This is a genomic window from Veillonella sp. 6_1_27, from assembly GCF_000163735.1.
GTDB lineage: Bacteria > Bacillota > Negativicutes > Veillonellales > Veillonellaceae > Veillonella > Veillonella parvula_A.
This window is the reverse complement of the sequence record NZ_GG770215.1, coordinates 475,443-494,644: the sequence shown is the minus strand read 5'-3', so window position 1 is coordinate 494,644 and position 19,202 is coordinate 475,443. Positions and strand designations below refer to the sequence as shown.

Genomic DNA, 19,202 nt, shown 5'->3' with positions numbered 1-19,202 from the left:
AGTATTTAGATTAGTTAATCTATGGGTATGTATATAGAATGGAGAACCTTATGGCTACAACATTGTTAGAATATTTCAACGAATTACGAGATCAAAACCCATTTTCTTGGGTGAAAGATTCTGAGATTACAGCAGTGGAACCAGGTCATGCGGAAATGACATTGCAAACAAATGAAACAGATTACTGCAATTTTAGAGGGGATTTGCATGGTGCCGTATGTATTGGCTTAGCAGATAGTGTGATGGGGACTGCTTGTTTTACATTGGGAAAATCTGTTAGCACCATTGATCTTAATGGTAACTATGTGAAAGCTGTTAAAGGCGGTGCTGTATTGCGTGGTGTAGCCAATGTAGAGCACAATGGTAAAACTACTATGGTTGCTACCGCTCGTATTTATAATGAATTAGGTGAACTTGTTCACTTGGCACGGGGTACATTTTTTGTACTAGAAGAGAAGCCATTACCTGATTTACCATGGCGTTTTATTGAAGAAGACAACCCTGATTTGGTATAATATAAGTTAGACTTTTACAAATAGGAGGATGCTTGAATGGAACAAGAATTACAACGTATTAAGGCAGAAGCCCTTGATGCCATCAAAGACGCTGCTGATCAACAAGCGTTGCAAGATATACGTGTTAAATATTTAGGTAAAAAAGGCGAGGTAACGGCTTTACTAAAAGGTCTTGGTAAATTATCTCCAGAAGAACGTCCGAAGGCTGGCGCCCTCGTTAATGCTGTTCGTGAAGCGTTAGAGGCTGAAATTGATACAGTTAAAGCTCGTATGGAAACTGCAGAGTTAAATGCTCGTTTAGAAAAAGAGCGCATCGATATTACATTGCCTGGCCGTGCACAAAAAGCTGGTCATATCCATCCATTAACAAAGGTTAATGAAATGATTGAAGACTTCTTCATGAAAATGGGGTATACCGTTGAAGAAGGTCCAGAAGTAGAGCAAGATTACTATAACTTTGAATGCTTAAACTTGCCTAAAGATCATCCTGCACGTGATATGCAAGATTCCTTCTATATTACAGAAAACTTCTTATTGCGCACGCATACATCTCCAGTACAAGCTCGTACAATGCAACGTCATGAACCTAATAGCCCAATCCGTATGATTGCGCCTGGTAAGGTTTACCGTTGGGACTATGATGCGACTCATTCCCCTGTATTCCATCAAGTGGAAGGCCTCATCATCGATGAGCATATTACATTTGCTGACTTAAAAGGCACATTAGAGTCCTTCTTACGTCACATGTATGGTGATGACACAAAGGTACGTTTCCGTACAAGCTTCTTCCCATTCACAGAACCATCTGCAGAGGTAGATATTTCTTGTGTAATGTGTGGTGGTGAAGGTTGCCGCGTATGTTCTCATACAGGCTGGCTTGAAATTTTGGGCTGCGGTATGGTTCATCCCGATGTATTGCGTATTAATGGGTACGATCCTGAAAAGGTTAAAGGCTTCGCCTTTGGCATGGGCGTAGAACGTATTGCTATGCTTTTATATGGCATTAACGATTTACGTCTATTCTTTGAAGATGATGTACGATTCTTGGAACAATTTTAGGAGGAACTCATGAAAGCAAGTTTACAGTGGATGAACGAATACGTGCCTGTGGATATGAATCGTCCTGCTCAAGAATTGGCCGATGAATTAACACAAGCTGGTATTCCTGTAGAAGATGTCATTGCTATGGATAATGGCATTAAGAAAATTTATACTGGTAAAATCGTGGAGATTACAAAACATCCAGATGCAGATAAATTACAAGTATGCCAAGTTGAATGCCTTACAGAAGAAGGCGAACCTGTTACAAAACAAATCGTAACGGCTGCTACTAATGTTGCAGTAGGTCAAATCGTGCCTGTAGCGTATCATAAATCTCGCTTAGCAGATGGTACAGAAATTAAAAAAGGTAAATTGCGTGGCGTTGTTTCTGAAGGCATGTTCTGTTCCGTTGCAGAATTTGGTATCTCTAGCGACTTAGTATTGCCAGAAGAAGCTCAAGGAATTTACATTTTCCCTGAAGGAACACCAATTGGTCTTGATGTAAAAGATGTTTTAGGCTTAAATGATACAGTATATGAATTTGAACTCACCGCTAACAGAGCTGATTGCTTCTCAATGGTTGGTTTGTCCCGTGAATTTGGAGTCATGACAAATCAAAAAGCTTTATTCCCTGTTATTATGGTTAACGAGAATGGCGAATCCATTGAAGGCAAAGCATCTGTATCTATCGAAGCTGATGATCTTTGTACGCGTTTTACAGCTCGTGTAGTAACTGATGTTAAGGTTGAGCCATCTCCATTGTGGATGCAAAACCGTTTACGTAATAGCGGCATTCGTCCTATTAATAATGTAGTAGACGTAACAAATTATGTTATGTTAGAACTTGGTCAACCTATGCATGCCTATGATTATGATCATGTAAAAGGTCATAAATTAGTGGCGAGACGTGCTAAAAATGGTGAAGTGCTTGTTACACTTGATGGTTCTGAACGCGAATTGAATGACTCCATGCTTATTATTGCTGATGCTGAACGTCCAGTAGGTGTAGCAGGTATCATGGGTGGCTTTGATAGTGAAGTGACAAACGAAACGACCACAGTTATGTTTGAAGCTGCTGAATTTAATGGTCCATCTATTCGACGCACTGCTAAAGCTCTCGGCATGCGTTCTGAAGCATCTGGTCGTTTCGAACGTGGTGTAAATCATAAATACACCGCCTATGCTATCGACAGAGCGGCGCAATTATTGCAACAAATTTGCCCTACTTGTAAAGTTGGTGTAGGCGTAATTGATGTATATAAAAATCCTGTAGAACAACATACAGTTACTTTCACAGCAGCACAAATCAACGATTACTTGGGTACAAACATTGAAAAAGACGAAATGGTTCGTATTTTGACAGCCCTTGAATTCGTTGTAACAGAAGAGGGCGACAAATTATCTGCCCTCGTTCCAACATGGCGCGGTGATGTAACAGTGATGCCTGATATCGCTGAAGAAATAGCTCGTATTTACAACTACGATAATATTACTCCGACAATTCCTGTAGCCGTATTGTCCTCTGGTGGTATGACACCTAAGAAAGCTCTTATTAAAGAGGTTACACATGCTTTGGCTAAATTGGGTATGACTCAAATCATTACATTTAGCTTCATGCATAAAGATGGTCTTTCCAATATGATGCTTCCTGAAGGGGATAGCCGTTATACAGCCATTCCAATCTTGAACCCTATTTCCGAAGAATTCCCTTATATGCGTACTACATTGGTGCCGGCTGTTATCGAAGCAGCAAAACGCAATATTGCGCAACAAAATAAGGATCTTTGGTTATTTGAAACGGCTAATGTGTATGAACCAAAAGATTTACCTTTAACAGAAGTACCTCATGAACGCCCTATGGCTTGTGGTATTTTGATGGGGAAAGCAAACCAAGCTGGTTGGAATCAAGCAGAACGCACTACAGATTTCTATGATGTAAAAGGTATTGTAGATGCGTTGTTAGCTGAACTAGGCGTTACAAGCTATGAAGTTAATCGTGGCACTGAGCCATACTTTCACCCAGGTGTGAGTGCTCAATACGTAGTTGATGGTAAAATGATTGCTCAATATGGTGAATTACATCCACAAGTGAGCAAAAACTTTGACTTACCTGGCAAAGTATATATGTTTGAAATCGATTTGGAAGCCGTATTATCCTTAACGATTCCACCGTTCCGTTATACATCCTTCAGTAAATTCCCAGGCACTAGCCGTGACCTTGCCATCGTTGCACCTGTGTCCGTATCTAGTGGTGAAATTTTATCCATCATTAAAGAACATGGTGGAGAATATTTAGAAAGTGCGTCTATCTTTGATGTTTATGAAGGTGAACATATCGAAGCAGGTTACCGCAGTCTCGCATACAACTTACAATTCCGCTCTATGGAAGGTACGTTGAATGATGAGGATATTGACGGTAATATTCAAGCTATTATTGATGCATTAGCAGAAATTAACTGCAAATTACGTTAATTTTAAGCAGTATATTGAAAGGGTTTACCATATGGTAAACCCTTTTAGTACTATAGTTATGCCTTTAGTTAGGTAGAAAGGACTGTCCATGGAATTATTGGCTCCTGCCGGTACGATGGAAAACTTTATAGCCGCTTTAGAATCTGGAGCAGATGCCATTTATCTTGGTGGCAAAGGTTTTAATGCCCGAGCTCATGCAGCAAACTTTGGAATTGAGGAATTAACCGAGGCTATTCGCTTGGCCCATATTCTAGATGTGTCTGTGTATGTAACGGTAAATATCCTCATAGGTGACTCCGAATTATCTGCTCTTGAGGCATATTTAAAGGACTTAGAGCGCATCGGCGTGGATGCTATTATCGTTCAAGATTTAGCAGTGGCTAAATTGGCGCAGCGAGTGGCTCCTAAATTACACTTACATGGCAGTACACAAATGACTGCGGCTACGCTCGATGCGGTTCGTTTTTATGAAAGTCTCGGTTTTACACGTGTCGTTTTAGCTCGTGAATTGAGCCTCGCTGAAATTGAACATATTTGCAAGAACTGTACAGCTGAAATCGAAGTCTTTGTACACGGTGCGTTGTGCGTATGTTATTCTGGTCAATGCTTAATGAGTTCTTTCATCGGTGGTCGCAGTGGTAACCGTGGTGCTTGTGCACAGCCTTGTCGGTTGCCTTATGAGCTATTGGATTCTTCAGGTACTAGCTTGTTGCCAAAACACGAAGCCTATCTATTAAGTCCAAAGGATCTTAACTATAGTGAATATATGAATGAACTTGTGGCGGCCGGTGTTACGTCCTTTAAGGTAGAAGGGCGTATGAAAAAGGTTTCCTACGTGCGTCAAGTTATTGGGACCTATCGTCATATTTTAGATACGGCTCATATAGATTCTACTGATGCCGATGCATTAGCTTCTGGATTTAATCGTGGATTCTCTACGGATTATTTAACAGACCATGTAGGAAAATCAATGATGACCGTGGTGGCCCCAAATAATCAAGGGAAATTGATAGGCAAAGCAGAGGTCAAAAAGGGTCAAGTTCATTTATTCTTAACAGAACCGATTGAAAAAGGATCACTCTTAAAGGTCATGCAAAGTTCTGGTAGTATTACGTATTATCAAATCGATCAGAACTGGTCTCTAGTGGATGAAAAGCATATTGTAGGTAAACCGGATGAAGGCTTTGCTGCGGGGCAAGCATTCCTTGCATCAGGCCCTAAAGCTAAAAAGCAACGGGGACTACAAGACTTTACCGCTAAATTAGAGGTACATGGTTATCTATCTATTAATACTGAACGAGAAATACCTTATACAGAACTAACCTTTGTATTGAATGATGGTCGTACTGTGACTATATCTAACGAGTTTGAACCTGTTTATGCTAACAATAAACCGACTACATTAGAGAAGGTTAGAGATCAAGTAGGTAGATTAGGGAATACATTATTTACACTAGGCTCTATGTCTATTCCTGATGGACCGTACATGTGGCCCGCTAGTGTTTTAAATGCATTGCGTCGTGATGCTGTAGAGGCGCTAGAAAACTTGTTGATTACAGACCATGAAGCAGCTTGGGCAGAACGTGCTGTAGAACCCCGAAATATGTCATCGTTAGTAGCTAAAAGTAAGGTTCAATACACAGAGCCTATGGTGAGTGCTCGCGTTGATGAACTTGATGGTGTAAAAGCAGCGATCGAAGGGGGCGCTAAGAAGATTATGTTCGGTGGTGACCGTTTGCAACGTAAGCCTTATGAAATTAGCATCTACGAGCAGGTAGCCAAACTTTGTAAAGAGCATAATGTGCTTTGTGTATTTGCTACGCCTCGCGTCGTTAAAGATGATGAGGTAGACGCGTACATGAATACGCTTAAGGCCATAGTTGAGTCTAAACCAGATAGCATTTCTATTCATATGCCACAAGCTCTATTATGGCTTCGTGAGTTAGGGTATTCAGGTGCTATTGAAGGTGATACAGGTCTCAACATATTCAATGGCTCTGCACTACAAGTATGGCAAGATTTTAATATGAGTAGTATAGCTCCATCCTTAGAGTTGACCTTGGCACAATTAGTAAACTTACAAAAATCTGCTCATTTGCCATTAGAGGTAATGGTACACGGTTATACAGAAATGATGATTTCTGAGTATTGTGCCATCGCTAGTTTTGTGGGCACTGGCAAAAAGGAAAACTGTCCTATGCCATGTGTAACAGAGGACTATGCATTGAAGGACCGTAAAGGGGAAGTGTTCCCATTGCGTACCGATCCTTATTGTCGCATGCACATCATGAATAGTCATGAAATGGATATGCGTGCTTACGTGCCCGAGTTACATCGTAAAGGTCTACATATCTTGCGCATCGATGGGCGTCATATGGATCCACATCGATTGCGTAACATTGTAGCAGATTATGTATCTATTCAAAATGGAACAAAAGAGGCTCCTCCTAAGAGCGTAGGCAAGGATGATACGCCTATTACAAGGGGCCACTATTTTAGAGGTATTTTATAAAAGAGGTAGTACATTGTTTAACGAAGATGTATTAGACTTTCACCATATAAAAGAACAATTACAACAGCATTGTAGTTCTACTATCGCTAAAGAATTGGCTATGAATATTGAGCCAATGACAGATGCTAAAGCTATTCAAGAGAACCTTGATGAGACGGCAGAAGCCATGCGTTCTTTGCAAACAGAGGTAGAACAGCCGTTAGGCGGTACACGCGATATTCGTGAATCTTGCAAGAAGAGTCGCAAAGACTTTGTTCTTACACGTGAAGCCTTGTGGGACATTTATTTGACCATTGGTGCTTATAAGCGCATGACAAAGTTCTTTAGAACGAAATATATGGATTATCCATTGCTATCCCTATGGGTACAGGATATGCCGAATACAGATCGCATTGAAAACCGTTTTAAACGCGTCTTTGATGAAAAGGGGGAATTGCTTGATACAGCGTCTCCTAAATTGGCGAGCCTTAGAAATACGATTATTAAAACTCGTGAAAAGATTAAAAATGATATTCAAGCTATCCTGCATGATAAAGATAATCAAAAGTATTTCCAAGAAACCATCATTACGCAGCGTAATAATCGTTACGTAATTCCTGTAAAACAAGAGTATCGCCAATACTTTGATGGCCTTATTCACGACCGTTCTGCAACGGGTCAAACACTTTACATTGAACCGATGCGTTTGGTGAATCTAAATAATGAATTACAAGAGGCTTTGATTGGTGAAGAGCAAGAGGTCTTGCGTATTTACCGCGAGTTATCGGCTCTTGTAAAACAACATAGCAATGATTTGATGGATGCTTGTGAAAAGGTATCCCATATCGAATTTGTATATGGTAAGGCAAGTCTTGCTATTTCTTACAAGGGGGTACCGGCAATCTTAAGTACTGACAGAACCGTTAATCTCATGAGAGCTCGTCACCCATTAATTCCACCAAATATGGTAGTGCCTACAAATATTCAATTAGGTACATCGTACCGTATTTTACTAATTACTGGTTCTAACACAGGTGGTAAAACAGTTTCCCTTAAAACATTGGGCCTGTTGAGCTTGATGAATCAATGTGGCCTATTTATCCCTGCTGATCACGGTTCTATGTTACCAGTATTCCATAATATCTTTGCCGACATTGGAGACGAGCAAAGTATTGAGGCCAGCCTTAGTACGTTCTCTGCTCATATGACACAAGTTATTTCCATCATCAAACATTGTGGTCCTAACGACTTGGTTTTACTGGATGAACTTGGGTCTGGTACTGATCCAGAAGAAGGTAGCGCATTAGCTGTATCTATTCTTGAGTTCTTCCGTAAAAAAGGTGCCCTTATGATGGTAAGTACCCATTATAATGAGCTTAAAAATTATGCTTACCATACGGAAGGTATTGAAAATGGTCACGTAGAGTTTGATGAGCGCACCTTAAAACCTACATATCGGCTCCATATCGGCGTAGCCGGCAGTAGCCATGCGTTAAGCATTGCTGCACGTTTAGGCTTACCAAAGGACATTGTAGAACGCGCAACAGAGTATAAATCTCAATTTGGTAGTCATGAAATGGAAGAAGTTCTTTCCGACTTAAACGAACAACTCCGTAAAGCCTCTGAACGTGAAAGAGCGTTAAAGAAAGAACTTGATGAAACAGGTCGTATGCGTGGCCAATTAGAGAAGGAAAAGAAACAGTTTAATGAAAATCGTAAACAAATCTTAGCCAAAGCTCAGGCCGATGCAGAATCCATGAAACGTAGTTTACGCGTTGAAGGGGAAGCGATTATCAAGCAATTGAAAGCGCAATTCTCTGAAACAAATAAGGATAGGCTTCAATCGGCTATTAATGCAGCACGTAAGGGGATTTCTAGTGTTCATGTACCAGAAGCTGCAGTGGATGATGATCGTAAGTCGTTAACCGCAGATGCTATTAAGGTAGGCCAAGCTGTTTATGTTACGTCCTTGCGTTCGTTGGGTACTGTGTTATCTATCAATGGTAACCGTGTAAATGTTGATATTAATGGGCTAACAGCCACCGTTAAGGTCAGCGAATTACAATCTACTACACGTGAAGAAGGCAACAAACTCGCACGTGAACAAAAAGCAGTTATGCCTAAAACAAGAAAGCGTATGGGTGGCTCGGCAGTACAACGTCAAAAAGAAGTCCGTACGGAAATTAATATTCTTGGTCAAACAGTAGATGAAGCGACCGTTTCTGTAGGTAGATTCATTGACCAAGCTTTGCTTGGTGGTATTAATCAAGTTCGTATTATTCATGGTAAGGGTACAGGTGCATTACGTGAAGGCGTTCACCAATATTTACGTACTTTGCCTCATGTAGCGCACTTTGAAACAGCCGGTTATGATGAAGGTGGTGCAGGGGCTACAAATGTAGTTCTTAAATAAAATATAATTTTCAAAATATTGTATATGGAAATAAAAAGGTAGTAAGCTCCTAGGGCTTGCTACCTTTTTGTATAGATAATATTTAGATAGTAAATATGTATATAAAGAAAGGGCGGAACACTGAGTTCCGCCCTTTTAGAAACTACTGTTGAATTAGCGTTCCTTTTTAGACTTTTTATTTTTCGATGAATTTGATTTTTGCTCTGTAACCTCTTCTTTTTGAGGCTTGTCATTACTTTTTATTTTTTCATCTGTTCCTTTGCCTGTATCATCTTTATTATCTGCTTTTTCGTCCTTTTTATCTTCTTTTTTAGGTTGTGCCTTTGTAGGATTGACGTAACCTTCAGAGATTGCTGCTTGTGCGCTAGCTGGGACAGGGAAGTCAGAGGCCGGAGTATTGGCAAGAGCATTGGACATGAATTGACCCCACATAACAGCAGGTGTACTACCACCCGTAATACCGTGTAATGTTTCGGTGCCGTAGTCATCACCAATCCAAACAGCAGCTACTAAATCTGGAGTGTAACCTATGAACCAAGCATCTTTGGAGTCATCAGTAGTACCTGTTTTACCTGCTGCAGGACGACCGATGGCTGCATTACCGCCAGTACCACCATTTATAACAGATTCTAGCATATTAGTCATGATGGCCGCATCTTTTTCATCAATAACGCGTTTTTCTTGGATAGAGTTTTCTTCTACAACTTGGCCGTTGCGATCTACAATTTTAAGGATGGCTGTAGGTTGAACCTTGATACCGCCATTAGCAAGTACACCGTAAGCCTGTACCATATCAAGAGGTGTAACACCATGAGTTAAACCGCCAAGTGCTGTCGATAAGTTGTAATCTTGATCAGTTAGAGTAGAGATACCCATTTCTTTAGCAAGATTGATAACTTTAGTCATACCTACTTCATCGGCAACTTTTACAGCTGCTACATTGCGAGAATGTTGTAATGCGTAGCGGTATGTAATATTACCTTCGTAGTCGTTTTCATAGTTTTTAGGACTCCAATTACCGAAGGTAACAGGACTGTCCTCAACTATAGAACCAGGAGTTTTACCTGATTGAATAGCTGCTAAATAAACGAAAGGTTTCATAGTGGAACCAGGTTGACGTTCTGCTTGTGTAGCGCGGTTGAAAGCGTCATCACCGCGACCACCGACCATGGCTACAATGTAACCATTGTGAGGATTCATGGCTACTATAGCACCTTGTGGTTGAGATAATCCATTTTTATCAGTGTAGTAATTAGGCAAATTTTGCATTGCTGCAACAGCAGCATTTTGTGCATCCATATCGAGAGTAGTATAGATTTTTAACCCATCTTTATAGATGGCATCATCGCCGTACTTTTCAGAAATCTGAGAAATAACATAGTTAATGAAGTAAGATGCATTAGATTTCTCATGAGCTTGTTCTTGTTTAGCTATTAAACCTAAATCTGCTTGACGAGCTTCGTCAGCTTGCTCTTGTGTAATATAACCATATTTTACCATTTGGCCTAATACGACAGCTTGACGTTTTTTACTAGCCTCTAAATCATTGAATGGGGAGTAATAGTTAGGGCTTTGTGGTAAACCAGCAATGAGCGCCGCTTGTGCAAGTGTTAACTCACTAGCATCCTTACCAAAATATACATGAGATGCAGATTGTACACCGTAAGCACCTTGACCAAAGTAGATTTGGTTCATATACATTTCAAGGATTTCATCCTTGGTGTAATGTTGTTCAATTTTAAGCGCTAATAATGCTTCGGAAATTTTACGTTTAAATGTTCTATCTTGAGATAAGAATGCATTACGAGCTAATTGTTGAGTAATTGTAGAACCACCTTCAGATACACCGCTATGTACAATGTTTACCCATACAGCACGTAAAATACCAATTGGGTCAATACCATGATGCGTATAGAAACGGGAATCTTCTGTAGCTACAAAGGCATTCTGTAAATCTTTTGGTACATCTTTTAGAGGTACTGGCAATCTATTTTCTGTGGAGTGAACCGTAGTAATGAGATTGCCGTGCACGTCATAAATCTGAGACGATGCAGAAGGGCGTACATTGGATACATCCGGTAGATTTGATAATGTGGCACTTATGAAACCACAGCCACCACCGGCTACGATGAGTATAAAGAGAAGTGTACAAATCCAAAATAGACGCTTAGGATTTGTTTTCTTCGGCGTAGAACCATTACCATTTGAGCGGCGATTGGCTCTCGTATTTGAGTTACTACTCATAGAGTCACCTCTTTTTTCTTTTAGTAAATATAACGTAAATTCTATTACGCAGTTATAAATATTATATCATAAATGGTTTAAATCCAATACTATATATAATTGTGAAAGTTTTTAGATAATGGTATACTTAAACAATAGTATTTCTAGGAGGATTATCATGATTAGTGCTCAAGAACAAGTGCGCCAAATTAAACATGGTGTAGCGGATTTAATTAACGAACAAGATCTTGTAAAAAAAATAGAGAAATCCATTAAGGAAAATAAACCACTAGTTGTAAAACTAGGTTTGGATCCAACGGCTCCAGATATTCATTTGGGACATACTGTTCCTCTTCGCAAATTACGTTTATTCCAAGAATTTGGTCATCAAGTAGTGATCGTCATCGGTGGCTTCACTGCTCGTATTGGTGATCCTACTGGTAAAAGTGTTACTCGTCCACCATTGACAAAAGAAGAAGTATTGAAAAATGCTGAAACTTATAAGACACAAATCTTTAAGGTATTAGACCCAGAAAAAACAATCGTTCGTGACAATAGCGAATGGTTAGAATCTATGAACTTTGCTGACGTACTTCGTTTGGCTAGCTCCTATACAGTTGCACGTATGATGGAACGCGATGATTTCAGCAAACGCTTTAAAGAAGGTCGTCCTATTGGCGTGCATGAGTTCATGTATCCATTGATGCAAGGTCACGATTCTGTTGCATTACATGCAGACGTTGAATTTGGTGGCACAGATCAAACTTTCAACTTGTTGATGGGTCGCCATTTACAAGAGTTAGAAGGTCAAGAGCCACAAGTTGTTATTACAATGCCATTGCTTGAAGGCCTTGACGGCATTCAAAAGATGAGTAAATCTTTGGGCAATTACATCGGTATTGATGAAGAACCTAAAGAAATGTATGGTAAAGCGATGTCCATTCCTGATGAATTGATGATGCGTTATTTCATGCTCGTTACAGATATGTCTATCGAAGAGCAAGAGGATATGGCAAAACGTCTAGAATCCGGAGAGTTACATCCACGTGATGCTAAAATGCAATTGGCTCGTACCATTGTTCGCTTGTACCATGGTGAAGAAGCTGCTTTCGAAGCGGAAGAAGAATTTAAACGGGTGTTCCAACAACGCGCCATGCCTACAGATATTCCTGAGTACGCTATGGATGCACCAACAGAACCAATCTTTGTACCACAATTCTGTACAGATGCTGGTTTAACCGCGTCCAATGGTGAAGCACGTCGATCCATTAAAGCAGGTGCTTTCAAAGTAAACGGTGAAAAATACACGGAAGAAAACCTTAAGCTAGAAGATGGCATGATCGTTCAAGTTGGGAAACGTAAATTTGTAAAAATTAAATTTAACTAATAAAAAACTGTGATGAGGTTTAGATTTCTCATCACAGTTTTTTCTGTCTATTTTGTTTATAAGATTATTTATCTACTGAATCTGTTGTTTGTGAAGCAAGAAATTGACTTACAAGTTAATGTATAATGAATATACAAAGACAATATAAATATAAAAATAAAATACAAATTTGATACATAAAAGATTTTTACAAATATTGTATAAAATAGATTATAACTTGTGTGAGGACCATTTATGGACAAGAAATTAAGTAACCTTTTATCACAACGAGAACATACTGTTCTTACAGATATTGATGTTATTACGGCGGCAGTAGCCGTGCCTCTATTAGAAATTGATGGAGAAGATCATGTGGTGTTTACCGTGCGTAGTAATACATTGCGACGTCAACCTGGTGAAATCAGTTTCCCTGGTGGGCACTGTGAACCTAATGATAAAAGTGGTGCTCATGCAGCCATGCGTGAATGCTCTGAGGAACTTGGTATAGACTTAGATCAAATTGAACTGCTAGGAAATTTAGACTGTTTAGTATCTGCTATTGGTGTAAAACTATATGCGGTCGTCGTGCGCCTACATACAAGTGATTTAAAACCAAATTCCGATGAAGTAGGTGAGGTATTTACAGTTCCCTTACAATATCTATTAGATATGGAACCGACCGTAGGTCACCTAGACATTGGAACTAAGCCATTAAAAGATTTTCCATTTCATCTATTAGAAGGATATAATATCGACTGGAAAATTAGACAAAACTATTCCGTCTATTTCTATCCCTATAAACAATACACCATATGGGGACTAACAGGACGAGTGTTGAAGAATTTTTTAGATATATATAGGGATGTTAAATGAAACCTGAATTTGTTCCATGGTTATGGATTATATATGTAGCGTATGTATTATATAAGAGACATAGAGAAAACAATCATTTAGAAAAATCTATACTTATACTAGCTAGTATAAGTTTAATTATTGTTAGTGGTGGTTTTTCTTTATTAACTTATTATAATCTTTCGCCTGAATTGCAGCTTATGTTAAATATATTAATTATAATAGTATTGTTTATAATGAAAACATTATTTGGAGTGTAGCAGATGGAAATAATACAGTTGTTTGGTTATACAATGATTCCTATTTGTATTATCATTTCAATATTATTAATGATATATGGAAAGACTAGACATATTAAATATTTGGATCCAAAGGTACCATTAGGACGTTTATTCTATTTTTTCGGCAATGCATTTTCATTTATGTGTTGTATTTTATTAATTAGTTTTGGTAGTTATGTAATACAATCTAAAGATATTGCTGAAGGGATTAAATATTTAATCTTAGGTTATTCTTTTGGCATTTATGGATTTACATTCTTTTTTATGACTGGTATGAGAAGAGCCTATGATATAGGATTTCCATTTTGGGTATATCCAATTTTTATAGCTTTAATACTTTTAAGTCTTTTTATCAATGATACTATTTTTGAATTCTTGATACTTGGAATGTATCTATTTTTATTACAGCCAGGTAGAAATAACAATTAAGTAATAACTACATGTTAAAAGATGATTGCCTAGTATTAGGCAATCATCTTTTAGTTTTTTATCATTTTTATTTGTATAATAATCCTCATATAAATTGACAGATTTTAAATTAAGGTATACTATTTATGTGTAAAAGGTTTAATGTGTTGCACTAATTAATCTAGGAGGTTCTCACATGAATCGCGAAACAGCATACGTACTTTGGTTTGATGAATTACAACGTGAAGATGTTAATTTAGTAGGTGGCAAGTCTTCTTCTTTAGGGGAATTGACATCCTCCACTAATGTACCTGTACCTTATGGCTTTGCAACAACTGCCCATGGTTATCGTGAGTTTATGAAAGCTACAGGTTTGGAAGATAAAATCCGGGCTGAGCTTGATGCTTTAGATGATGTAGAAAATTCTGCATTATTGCGCGAAGTGTGTGCTAAGATTCGCCGCATGATTTGTCAGGAAGAAATGCCAAAAGACTTGGCAGATGCTATCCGTCATGCTTATGAAGAACTTGGTAAAAAAGTGAACGAAGAAAATCCATTTGTAGCTGTTCGTTCCAGTGCAACAGCAGAAGATTTGCCAGATGCAAGCTTCGCAGGTCAACAGGATACGTATTTAAATGTACGCGGTGCTGACGTAATTATCGAAAAAGTAAAAGAATGCTACGCATCTACATTCACAGATCGTGCCACATACTACCGTGTAAAACAAGGTTTTGACCATATGACAGTAGCATTGAGTGCTGCAGTTCAAATGATGGTATTCTCTAAAGCAGCTGGCGTAATGTTTACTGTTGATCTTGTAACAGGCAATGATAACAATATTCTTATTGAAGGCTCTTGGGGTCTTGGTGAATATGTTGTACAAGGTACGGTTACACCAGATAATTTCCGTGTGGATAAAGAAAAGATGGAAATTACGGACCGTATGATTAACGATAAACATGTTCGCCTTGTTCGTAAAGCCGATGGTGACTGTGTTGAAGAAGTGGTTCCAGCTGACGAAGCAAAACAACAAGTTATTACAGATGCTCAAGTTTTGGAGCTTGCAGAATATGCAAAAGCAATTGAAAAGCATTATGGTTGCTACATGGATATGGAATGGGGCGTAGATGAACGCAATGACAAGATTTGGATCTTGCAAGCTCGTCCAGAAACAGTTTGGTCCCGCAAAGAAAAATCAAAAACATCCGAAAAAGCTAGTACATTAAATGCAGGTAATCGCGATATTATTGTAAAAGGTTTGCCAGCATCCCCTGGTAATGCAGCTGGTAAAGCTCACGTTATCATCAATCCTGAGGATATCGATGAGTTCAAAGAAGGCGAAATCCTTGTTACAGCTATGACAGCTCCTGATTGGGTGCCAGCCATGAAAAAGGCAAAAGCAATTGTTACTGACGCTGGTGGTATGACTTGTCATGCGTCTATCGTTAGCCGTGAGCTTGGTATTCCTTGTATCGTAGGTACTAAGAGCCGTAGTCATGAAGCAACTACCTCTATTAAAGATGGTCAAATGATTACTGTAGACGCTACAAATGGTATCGTATATGATGGCGTATTAGAAGATATCGTTAAAAAGCCTGAAGCTCAAGTTTCTACAGGGGCAGCAGCTGAATATGTACCTGTAACAGGCACTAAGATTTATATGAACTTAGGTGATCCTGATTTGGCCCGAAAATATGGTGTACTACCATGTGATGGCATCGGTCTCATGCGTGAAGAGTTCATTTGGACAACCTTTATTCATGAACATCCATTGCACCTTATCGAAACAGGGCGCAGTGACTTCGCTGTAAATACATTGGCGGAAGGTATGCGTAAAGTATGCCAAGCATTAGCCCCTCGCCAAGTAGTAGTTCGTTTGAGCGACTTTAAATCTAGCGAATACCGTGACCTTAAAGGTGGCGATAAATATGAACCACATGAATCTAGTGCATTACTTGGCTGGCGTGGCGCATCTCGCTACTATGATCCTAAGTACACACCTGCTTTCAAATTAGAATTAGAAGCAATCAAAAAAGTACGTAACGAATTTGGTTTCAAAAATCTACAAGTTATGATTCCATTCTGCCGTACTGTGGAAGAAGCTGAATTAGTAACTAACTTAATGGCTCAAGAAGGTCTTGCACGCAGCAAAGACTTTAAAGTATGGCTCATGGCTGAGATTCCATCCAATATCATCTTAGCTGATCAATTTAATAAATACGTAGATGGTTATTCTATCGGTTCTAACGATTTGACTATGCTTGTACTCGGTTGTGACCGTGATAACGAAACAGTTCAACATATCTATGATGAACGTAATTTAGCAGTTCGCAGAGCAATTCGTCACCTCATTGAGGTGGCCCATAAAGATGGTAAAACTGTATCTATCTGTGGCCAAGCGCCAAGCGTATACCCTGAACTTTGCGAATTTCTTGTGAAGAGTGGTATCGACTCCATTTCTGTTAACCCAGATGCAGTAGTTAATACTAAGAAAATGGTGGCTCAAATCGAACAACGAATTATGCTCGATGCTATGACTGGTCGTGGTCGTCAAGAATCTGACGAACTAATTTGGTAATAATATAGTTATAGTGAAAGAGGAGGCCTGTGGGTCTCCTCTTTTTCTGAATGGTAACTTAGGATATAATACAAACAGAGATGAAAGGGGGTTACCGTGTGAAACTGTCGAAACGACAAGAACAAATTGCTCAAATCGTTCGCGAAGAAGGTCCTGTAACAGGTAGTGCCATTGCTGAACATTTAGAGGTCACAAGATCTGCGTTGCGCTCAGATTTATCAGTATTGACCATGTTAGGTGTGTTAGATGCACGTCCAAACGTAGGCTATTACTATGTAGGACTTTCAAAAGAAACACAAACGGCTGAGCGATTAAAGTCATTTCTGGTAAGTGATGTATTATCTCAAGCAGTTGTGGTCAATGGGGATACGAGTTTGTATGATACAATTGTTACATTATTTACAGAGGATGTAGGTACCATATTAGTGTGTGATGGTTCATACCTAGTAGGTGTGGTATCTCGAAAAGATTTACTACGCGCCTCTATGGGACAAACAGATTCGCATACCATGCCTATATCTATGATTATGACCCCTGTAAGCAAGGTTATAGCAGTGGAGCCTACTGATACTTTGGTAGAGGCTGCACAGAAAATGATAGATTATGAAGTAGATTGTTTACCTGTCGTCGCTCGTGAGGATGTGGGTAACAAGAAACGTTTAAAGGTTGTGGGCCGTGTATCAAAAACGACGGTAGCAAAAGTATTTTTAGAATGTAGCATACACTGAGGTTGATAGAATGGCAGAAAAAATTATTTATGCAATATCGGATTCCCTGGGGGAAACTGCTGAGGCTGTAGCGAGAGCTACGGCGAGTCAATATGATAAGGAGCAAATTGAAATTGTCCGTGTTCCCTATATTGATAGTGAAAGCCAAATTGATGAGGTCATAGACGACGCAAAACGTGGGAATCATGTTATTTGTCATACCATTGTGTCTGCGTCTTTACGTAAGTATTTGCATGAGAAGGTGGCTGAATATAATATTCCGGCTGTGGATATCATGGGCCCTGTTCTCGATGCAGTTGGTACTATCGCGACTACTAAACCTCGCATGACAGCAGGTATGGTTCATAAGCTCGACCAAGAGTATTTTAAAAAGGTTGAAGCTATTGAGTTTGCCGTGAAATATGATGATGGTAAAAATCCATCTGGTTTTGAAAAGGCCGACATAGTTATTATTGGTGTATCGAGAACTAGTAAGACACCATTGTCCATGTTCTTGGCGTACAAAAAGATTAAAGCCGCAAATTTGCCACTAGTTCCAGAGGTACCGTTGCCAGAGGAATTATTCAAAATTCCGGCAAAAAAAATCGTGGGCCTTATTATAGATCCATACAAATTAAATAATATTCGTAGTGAACGTTTACGCGCTATCGGTCTTGAAGACGAAGCAAATTATGCATCTATTGAGCGTATTCAATCTGAATTGGATTATGCAAAGGCTATTATGCGTCGTTTGCACTGCCAAGTGTTAGATGTTTCTAATAAATCCATTGAAGAAACAGCTTCTCTTGTCATGCAATTGATTGATAAAAATCGCGCGTCGGAGGGTAAATGAATATACGTGAACAAATAGAGGAGAGGGAGGCTTTGCTTCTGTCTCCCTATGCAGCTAAAAGCCGCGATGCAATCCGTGATATAGAAGAAAAGCCTGATCCACTTAGAACCGCGTTTCAACGCGATCGGGATCGCATCATTCATAGTAAATGTTTTAGACGGTTAAAGCATAAGACACAGGTATATATTGCGCCAGGTGACCATTATCGGACACGCATGACTCATACCCTTGAGGTAGGTCAAATCGGTCGTACTGTGGCTCGTGCATTACGTTTAAATGAAGACCTTGTGGAAGCTATTGCCATGGGCCATGATGTGGGACATACACCATTTGGTCATGTAGGTGAATATGCATTGCGAGATATGGTGGGGCACTTTAATCATAATGAGCAAAGTTTACGCATGGTTGAGGTATTAGAAAGACATGGTGATCATCAAGGACTCAATTTAACCACCGCTGTTCGAGATGGCATCGTAGGTCACACAGGGGCTACAATTCCTGTGACCTTGGAAGGTCAAATTATTCGTATTGTAGACCGCATTGCGTATTTATGTCACGATTTTGATGATGCACAGCGAGCAGGTATGTTGACGGCAGAGGCGTTACCTTTTGAAGTGCGCGAACATTTTGGCATGACTCCATCCAGTATGATTACTGCAATGGTAGAGGATATGGTACGCGAATCCTTGGATAAGCCAGCTATATCTATGTCTGCTAATGTGGAAATGACGATGAATCTATTCCGTCAATTTATGTTTAAACATGTATATTTGGCACCAGCTTTAATTCCGGATCGCAAAAAGGCATCCCATGTGGTGAAAAATCTATTTACTCACTTCATGGAACACCCTGATGATATGGAAGGCTGTGAAACAGGTAAAGCGTTTTACTCTACACGTGATGTAGTTGATTATGTAGCAGGCTTAACAGATCAATATGCTATTAAGTTATTTAAGGAATATTATATTCCCAATATTACATTATAAATAACAAAAAAAAGCA

The 19,202-nt window shown here is 39.3% G+C and carries 14 protein-coding genes; 13 read left to right on the top strand and 1 reads right to left on the bottom strand.

The window, feature by feature from the left end:
• The first annotated feature begins 50 nt into the window (after positions 1 to 50).
• The 5 genes from HMPREF0874_RS02315 to HMPREF0874_RS02295 all read left to right on the top strand — a co-directional run bounded on the left by HMPREF0874_RS02315 (position 51) and on the right by HMPREF0874_RS02295 (position 8,932).
• Complete coding sequence (locus HMPREF0874_RS02315; protein WP_004696117.1) at positions 51 to 515, top strand: PaaI family thioesterase; 465 nt, start codon at positions 51 to 53, stop codon at positions 513 to 515.
• Positions 516 to 551: 36 nt separating this feature from the next.
• On the top strand, positions 552 to 1,574 hold the full coding sequence (gene pheS, locus HMPREF0874_RS02310) for a phenylalanine--tRNA ligase subunit alpha (protein WP_008601159.1): 1,023 nt from the start codon (positions 552 to 554) through the stop codon (positions 1,572 to 1,574).
• A gap of 9 nt (positions 1,575 to 1,583) precedes the next feature.
• Positions 1,584 to 4,028 carry a phenylalanine--tRNA ligase subunit beta gene (gene pheT / locus HMPREF0874_RS02305; RefSeq protein WP_008601157.1) on the top strand — a complete coding sequence of 815 codons (2,445 nt, stop codon included), beginning with the start codon at positions 1,584 to 1,586 and terminating at the stop codon, positions 4,026 to 4,028.
• Positions 4,029 to 4,116: 88 nt separating this feature from the next.
• On the top strand, positions 4,117 to 6,540 hold the full coding sequence (locus tag HMPREF0874_RS02300) for a DUF3656 domain-containing protein (RefSeq protein WP_008601155.1): 2,424 nt from the start codon (positions 4,117 to 4,119) through the stop codon (positions 6,538 to 6,540).
• 13 nt (positions 6,541 to 6,553) lie between these two features.
• The gene (locus tag HMPREF0874_RS02295) at positions 6,554 to 8,932 is read left to right on the top strand and encodes an endonuclease MutS2 (RefSeq protein WP_008601153.1); all 2,379 of its coding nucleotides are present in this window, start codon (positions 6,554 to 6,556) and stop codon (positions 8,930 to 8,932) included.
• A gap of 153 nt (positions 8,933 to 9,085) precedes the next feature.
• Here the strand turns inward: HMPREF0874_RS02295 and HMPREF0874_RS02290 are convergent, their stop codons facing one another.
• Complete coding sequence (locus HMPREF0874_RS02290; protein WP_008601151.1) at positions 9,086 to 11,176, bottom strand: transglycosylase domain-containing protein; 2,091 nt, start codon at positions 11,174 to 11,176, stop codon at positions 9,086 to 9,088.
• A gap of 157 nt (positions 11,177 to 11,333) precedes the next feature.
• Here HMPREF0874_RS02290 and tyrS point away from each other — a divergent pair, with 157 nt between their 5' ends.
• The 8 genes from tyrS (at position 11,334) to HMPREF0874_RS02250 (ending at position 19,186) form a co-directional block, all read left to right on the top strand.
• Positions 11,334 to 12,542 (top strand): tyrosine--tRNA ligase, encoded by a 1,209-nt coding sequence (tyrS, locus tag HMPREF0874_RS02285; protein ID WP_008601149.1) that lies wholly within the window; start codon positions 11,334 to 11,336, stop codon positions 12,540 to 12,542.
• 234 nt (positions 12,543 to 12,776) lie between these two features.
• A complete protein-coding gene (locus tag HMPREF0874_RS02280) occupies positions 12,777 to 13,394 on the top strand; it encodes a CoA pyrophosphatase (RefSeq protein WP_004696103.1) in 618 nt (205 codons plus the stop codon).
• Positions 13,391 to 13,633 carry a hypothetical protein gene (locus HMPREF0874_RS02275; protein WP_008601146.1) on the top strand — a complete coding sequence of 81 codons (243 nt, stop codon included), beginning with the start codon at positions 13,391 to 13,393 and terminating at the stop codon, positions 13,631 to 13,633. Before HMPREF0874_RS02280 ends, HMPREF0874_RS02275 begins: the two co-directional genes overlap by 4 nt.
• 3 nt (positions 13,634 to 13,636) lie before the next feature.
• Entirely contained in the window at positions 13,637 to 14,083 is a 447-nt protein-coding gene (locus HMPREF0874_RS02270) for a hypothetical protein (protein ID WP_008601144.1), read from the top strand.
• Between the two features lie 175 nt (positions 14,084 to 14,258).
• Positions 14,259 to 16,640, top strand: a complete 2,382-nt coding sequence (gene ppsA / locus HMPREF0874_RS02265; protein ID WP_008601143.1) for a phosphoenolpyruvate synthase — start codon at positions 14,259 to 14,261, stop codon at positions 16,638 to 16,640.
• A 98-nt stretch (positions 16,641 to 16,738) separates the two neighbouring features.
• Complete coding sequence (locus tag HMPREF0874_RS02260; protein ID WP_004696095.1) at positions 16,739 to 17,368, top strand: helix-turn-helix transcriptional regulator; 630 nt, start codon at positions 16,739 to 16,741, stop codon at positions 17,366 to 17,368.
• Between the two features lie 10 nt (positions 17,369 to 17,378).
• A complete protein-coding gene (locus tag HMPREF0874_RS02255; protein ID WP_008601139.1) occupies positions 17,379 to 18,200 on the top strand; it encodes a pyruvate, water dikinase regulatory protein in 822 nt (273 codons plus the stop codon).
• Positions 18,197 to 19,186 carry a deoxyguanosinetriphosphate triphosphohydrolase gene (locus HMPREF0874_RS02250; protein ID WP_008601137.1) on the top strand — a complete coding sequence of 330 codons (990 nt, stop codon included), beginning with the start codon at positions 18,197 to 18,199 and terminating at the stop codon, positions 19,184 to 19,186. The genes HMPREF0874_RS02255 and HMPREF0874_RS02250 overlap by 4 nt, the downstream gene beginning before the upstream one ends.
• Positions 19,187 to 19,202 lie beyond the last annotated feature (16 nt).

What these genes read in the sequence shown, in the direction of transcription:
- HMPREF0874_RS02315 (WP_004696117.1), top strand. Translation starts at nt 51, where the DNA reads ATGGCTACAACATTGTTAGAATATTTCAACGAATTACGAGATCAAAAC.
- pheS (WP_008601159.1), top strand. Translation starts at nt 552, where the DNA reads ATGGAACAAGAATTACAACGTATTAAGGCAGAAGCCCTTGATGCCATC.
- pheT (WP_008601157.1), top strand. Translation starts at nt 1,584, where the DNA reads ATGAAAGCAAGTTTACAGTGGATGAACGAATACGTGCCTGTGGATATG.
- HMPREF0874_RS02300 (WP_008601155.1), top strand. Translation starts at nt 4,117, where the DNA reads ATGGAATTATTGGCTCCTGCCGGTACGATGGAAAACTTTATAGCCGCT.
- HMPREF0874_RS02290 (WP_008601151.1), bottom strand. Translation starts at nt 11,176, where the DNA reads ATGAGTAGTAACTCAAATACGAGAGCCAATCGCCGCTCAAATGGTAAT.
- tyrS (WP_008601149.1), top strand. Translation starts at nt 11,334, where the DNA reads ATGATTAGTGCTCAAGAACAAGTGCGCCAAATTAAACATGGTGTAGCG.
- HMPREF0874_RS02280 (WP_004696103.1), top strand. Translation starts at nt 12,777, where the DNA reads ATGGACAAGAAATTAAGTAACCTTTTATCACAACGAGAACATACTGTT.
- HMPREF0874_RS02275 (WP_008601146.1), top strand. Translation starts at nt 13,391, where the DNA reads ATGAAACCTGAATTTGTTCCATGGTTATGGATTATATATGTAGCGTAT.
- HMPREF0874_RS02270 (WP_008601144.1), top strand. Translation starts at nt 13,637, where the DNA reads ATGGAAATAATACAGTTGTTTGGTTATACAATGATTCCTATTTGTATT.
- ppsA (WP_008601143.1), top strand. Translation starts at nt 14,259, where the DNA reads ATGAATCGCGAAACAGCATACGTACTTTGGTTTGATGAATTACAACGT.
- HMPREF0874_RS02255 (WP_008601139.1), top strand. Translation starts at nt 17,379, where the DNA reads ATGGCAGAAAAAATTATTTATGCAATATCGGATTCCCTGGGGGAAACT.
- HMPREF0874_RS02250 (WP_008601137.1), top strand. Translation starts at nt 18,197, where the DNA reads ATGAATATACGTGAACAAATAGAGGAGAGGGAGGCTTTGCTTCTGTCT.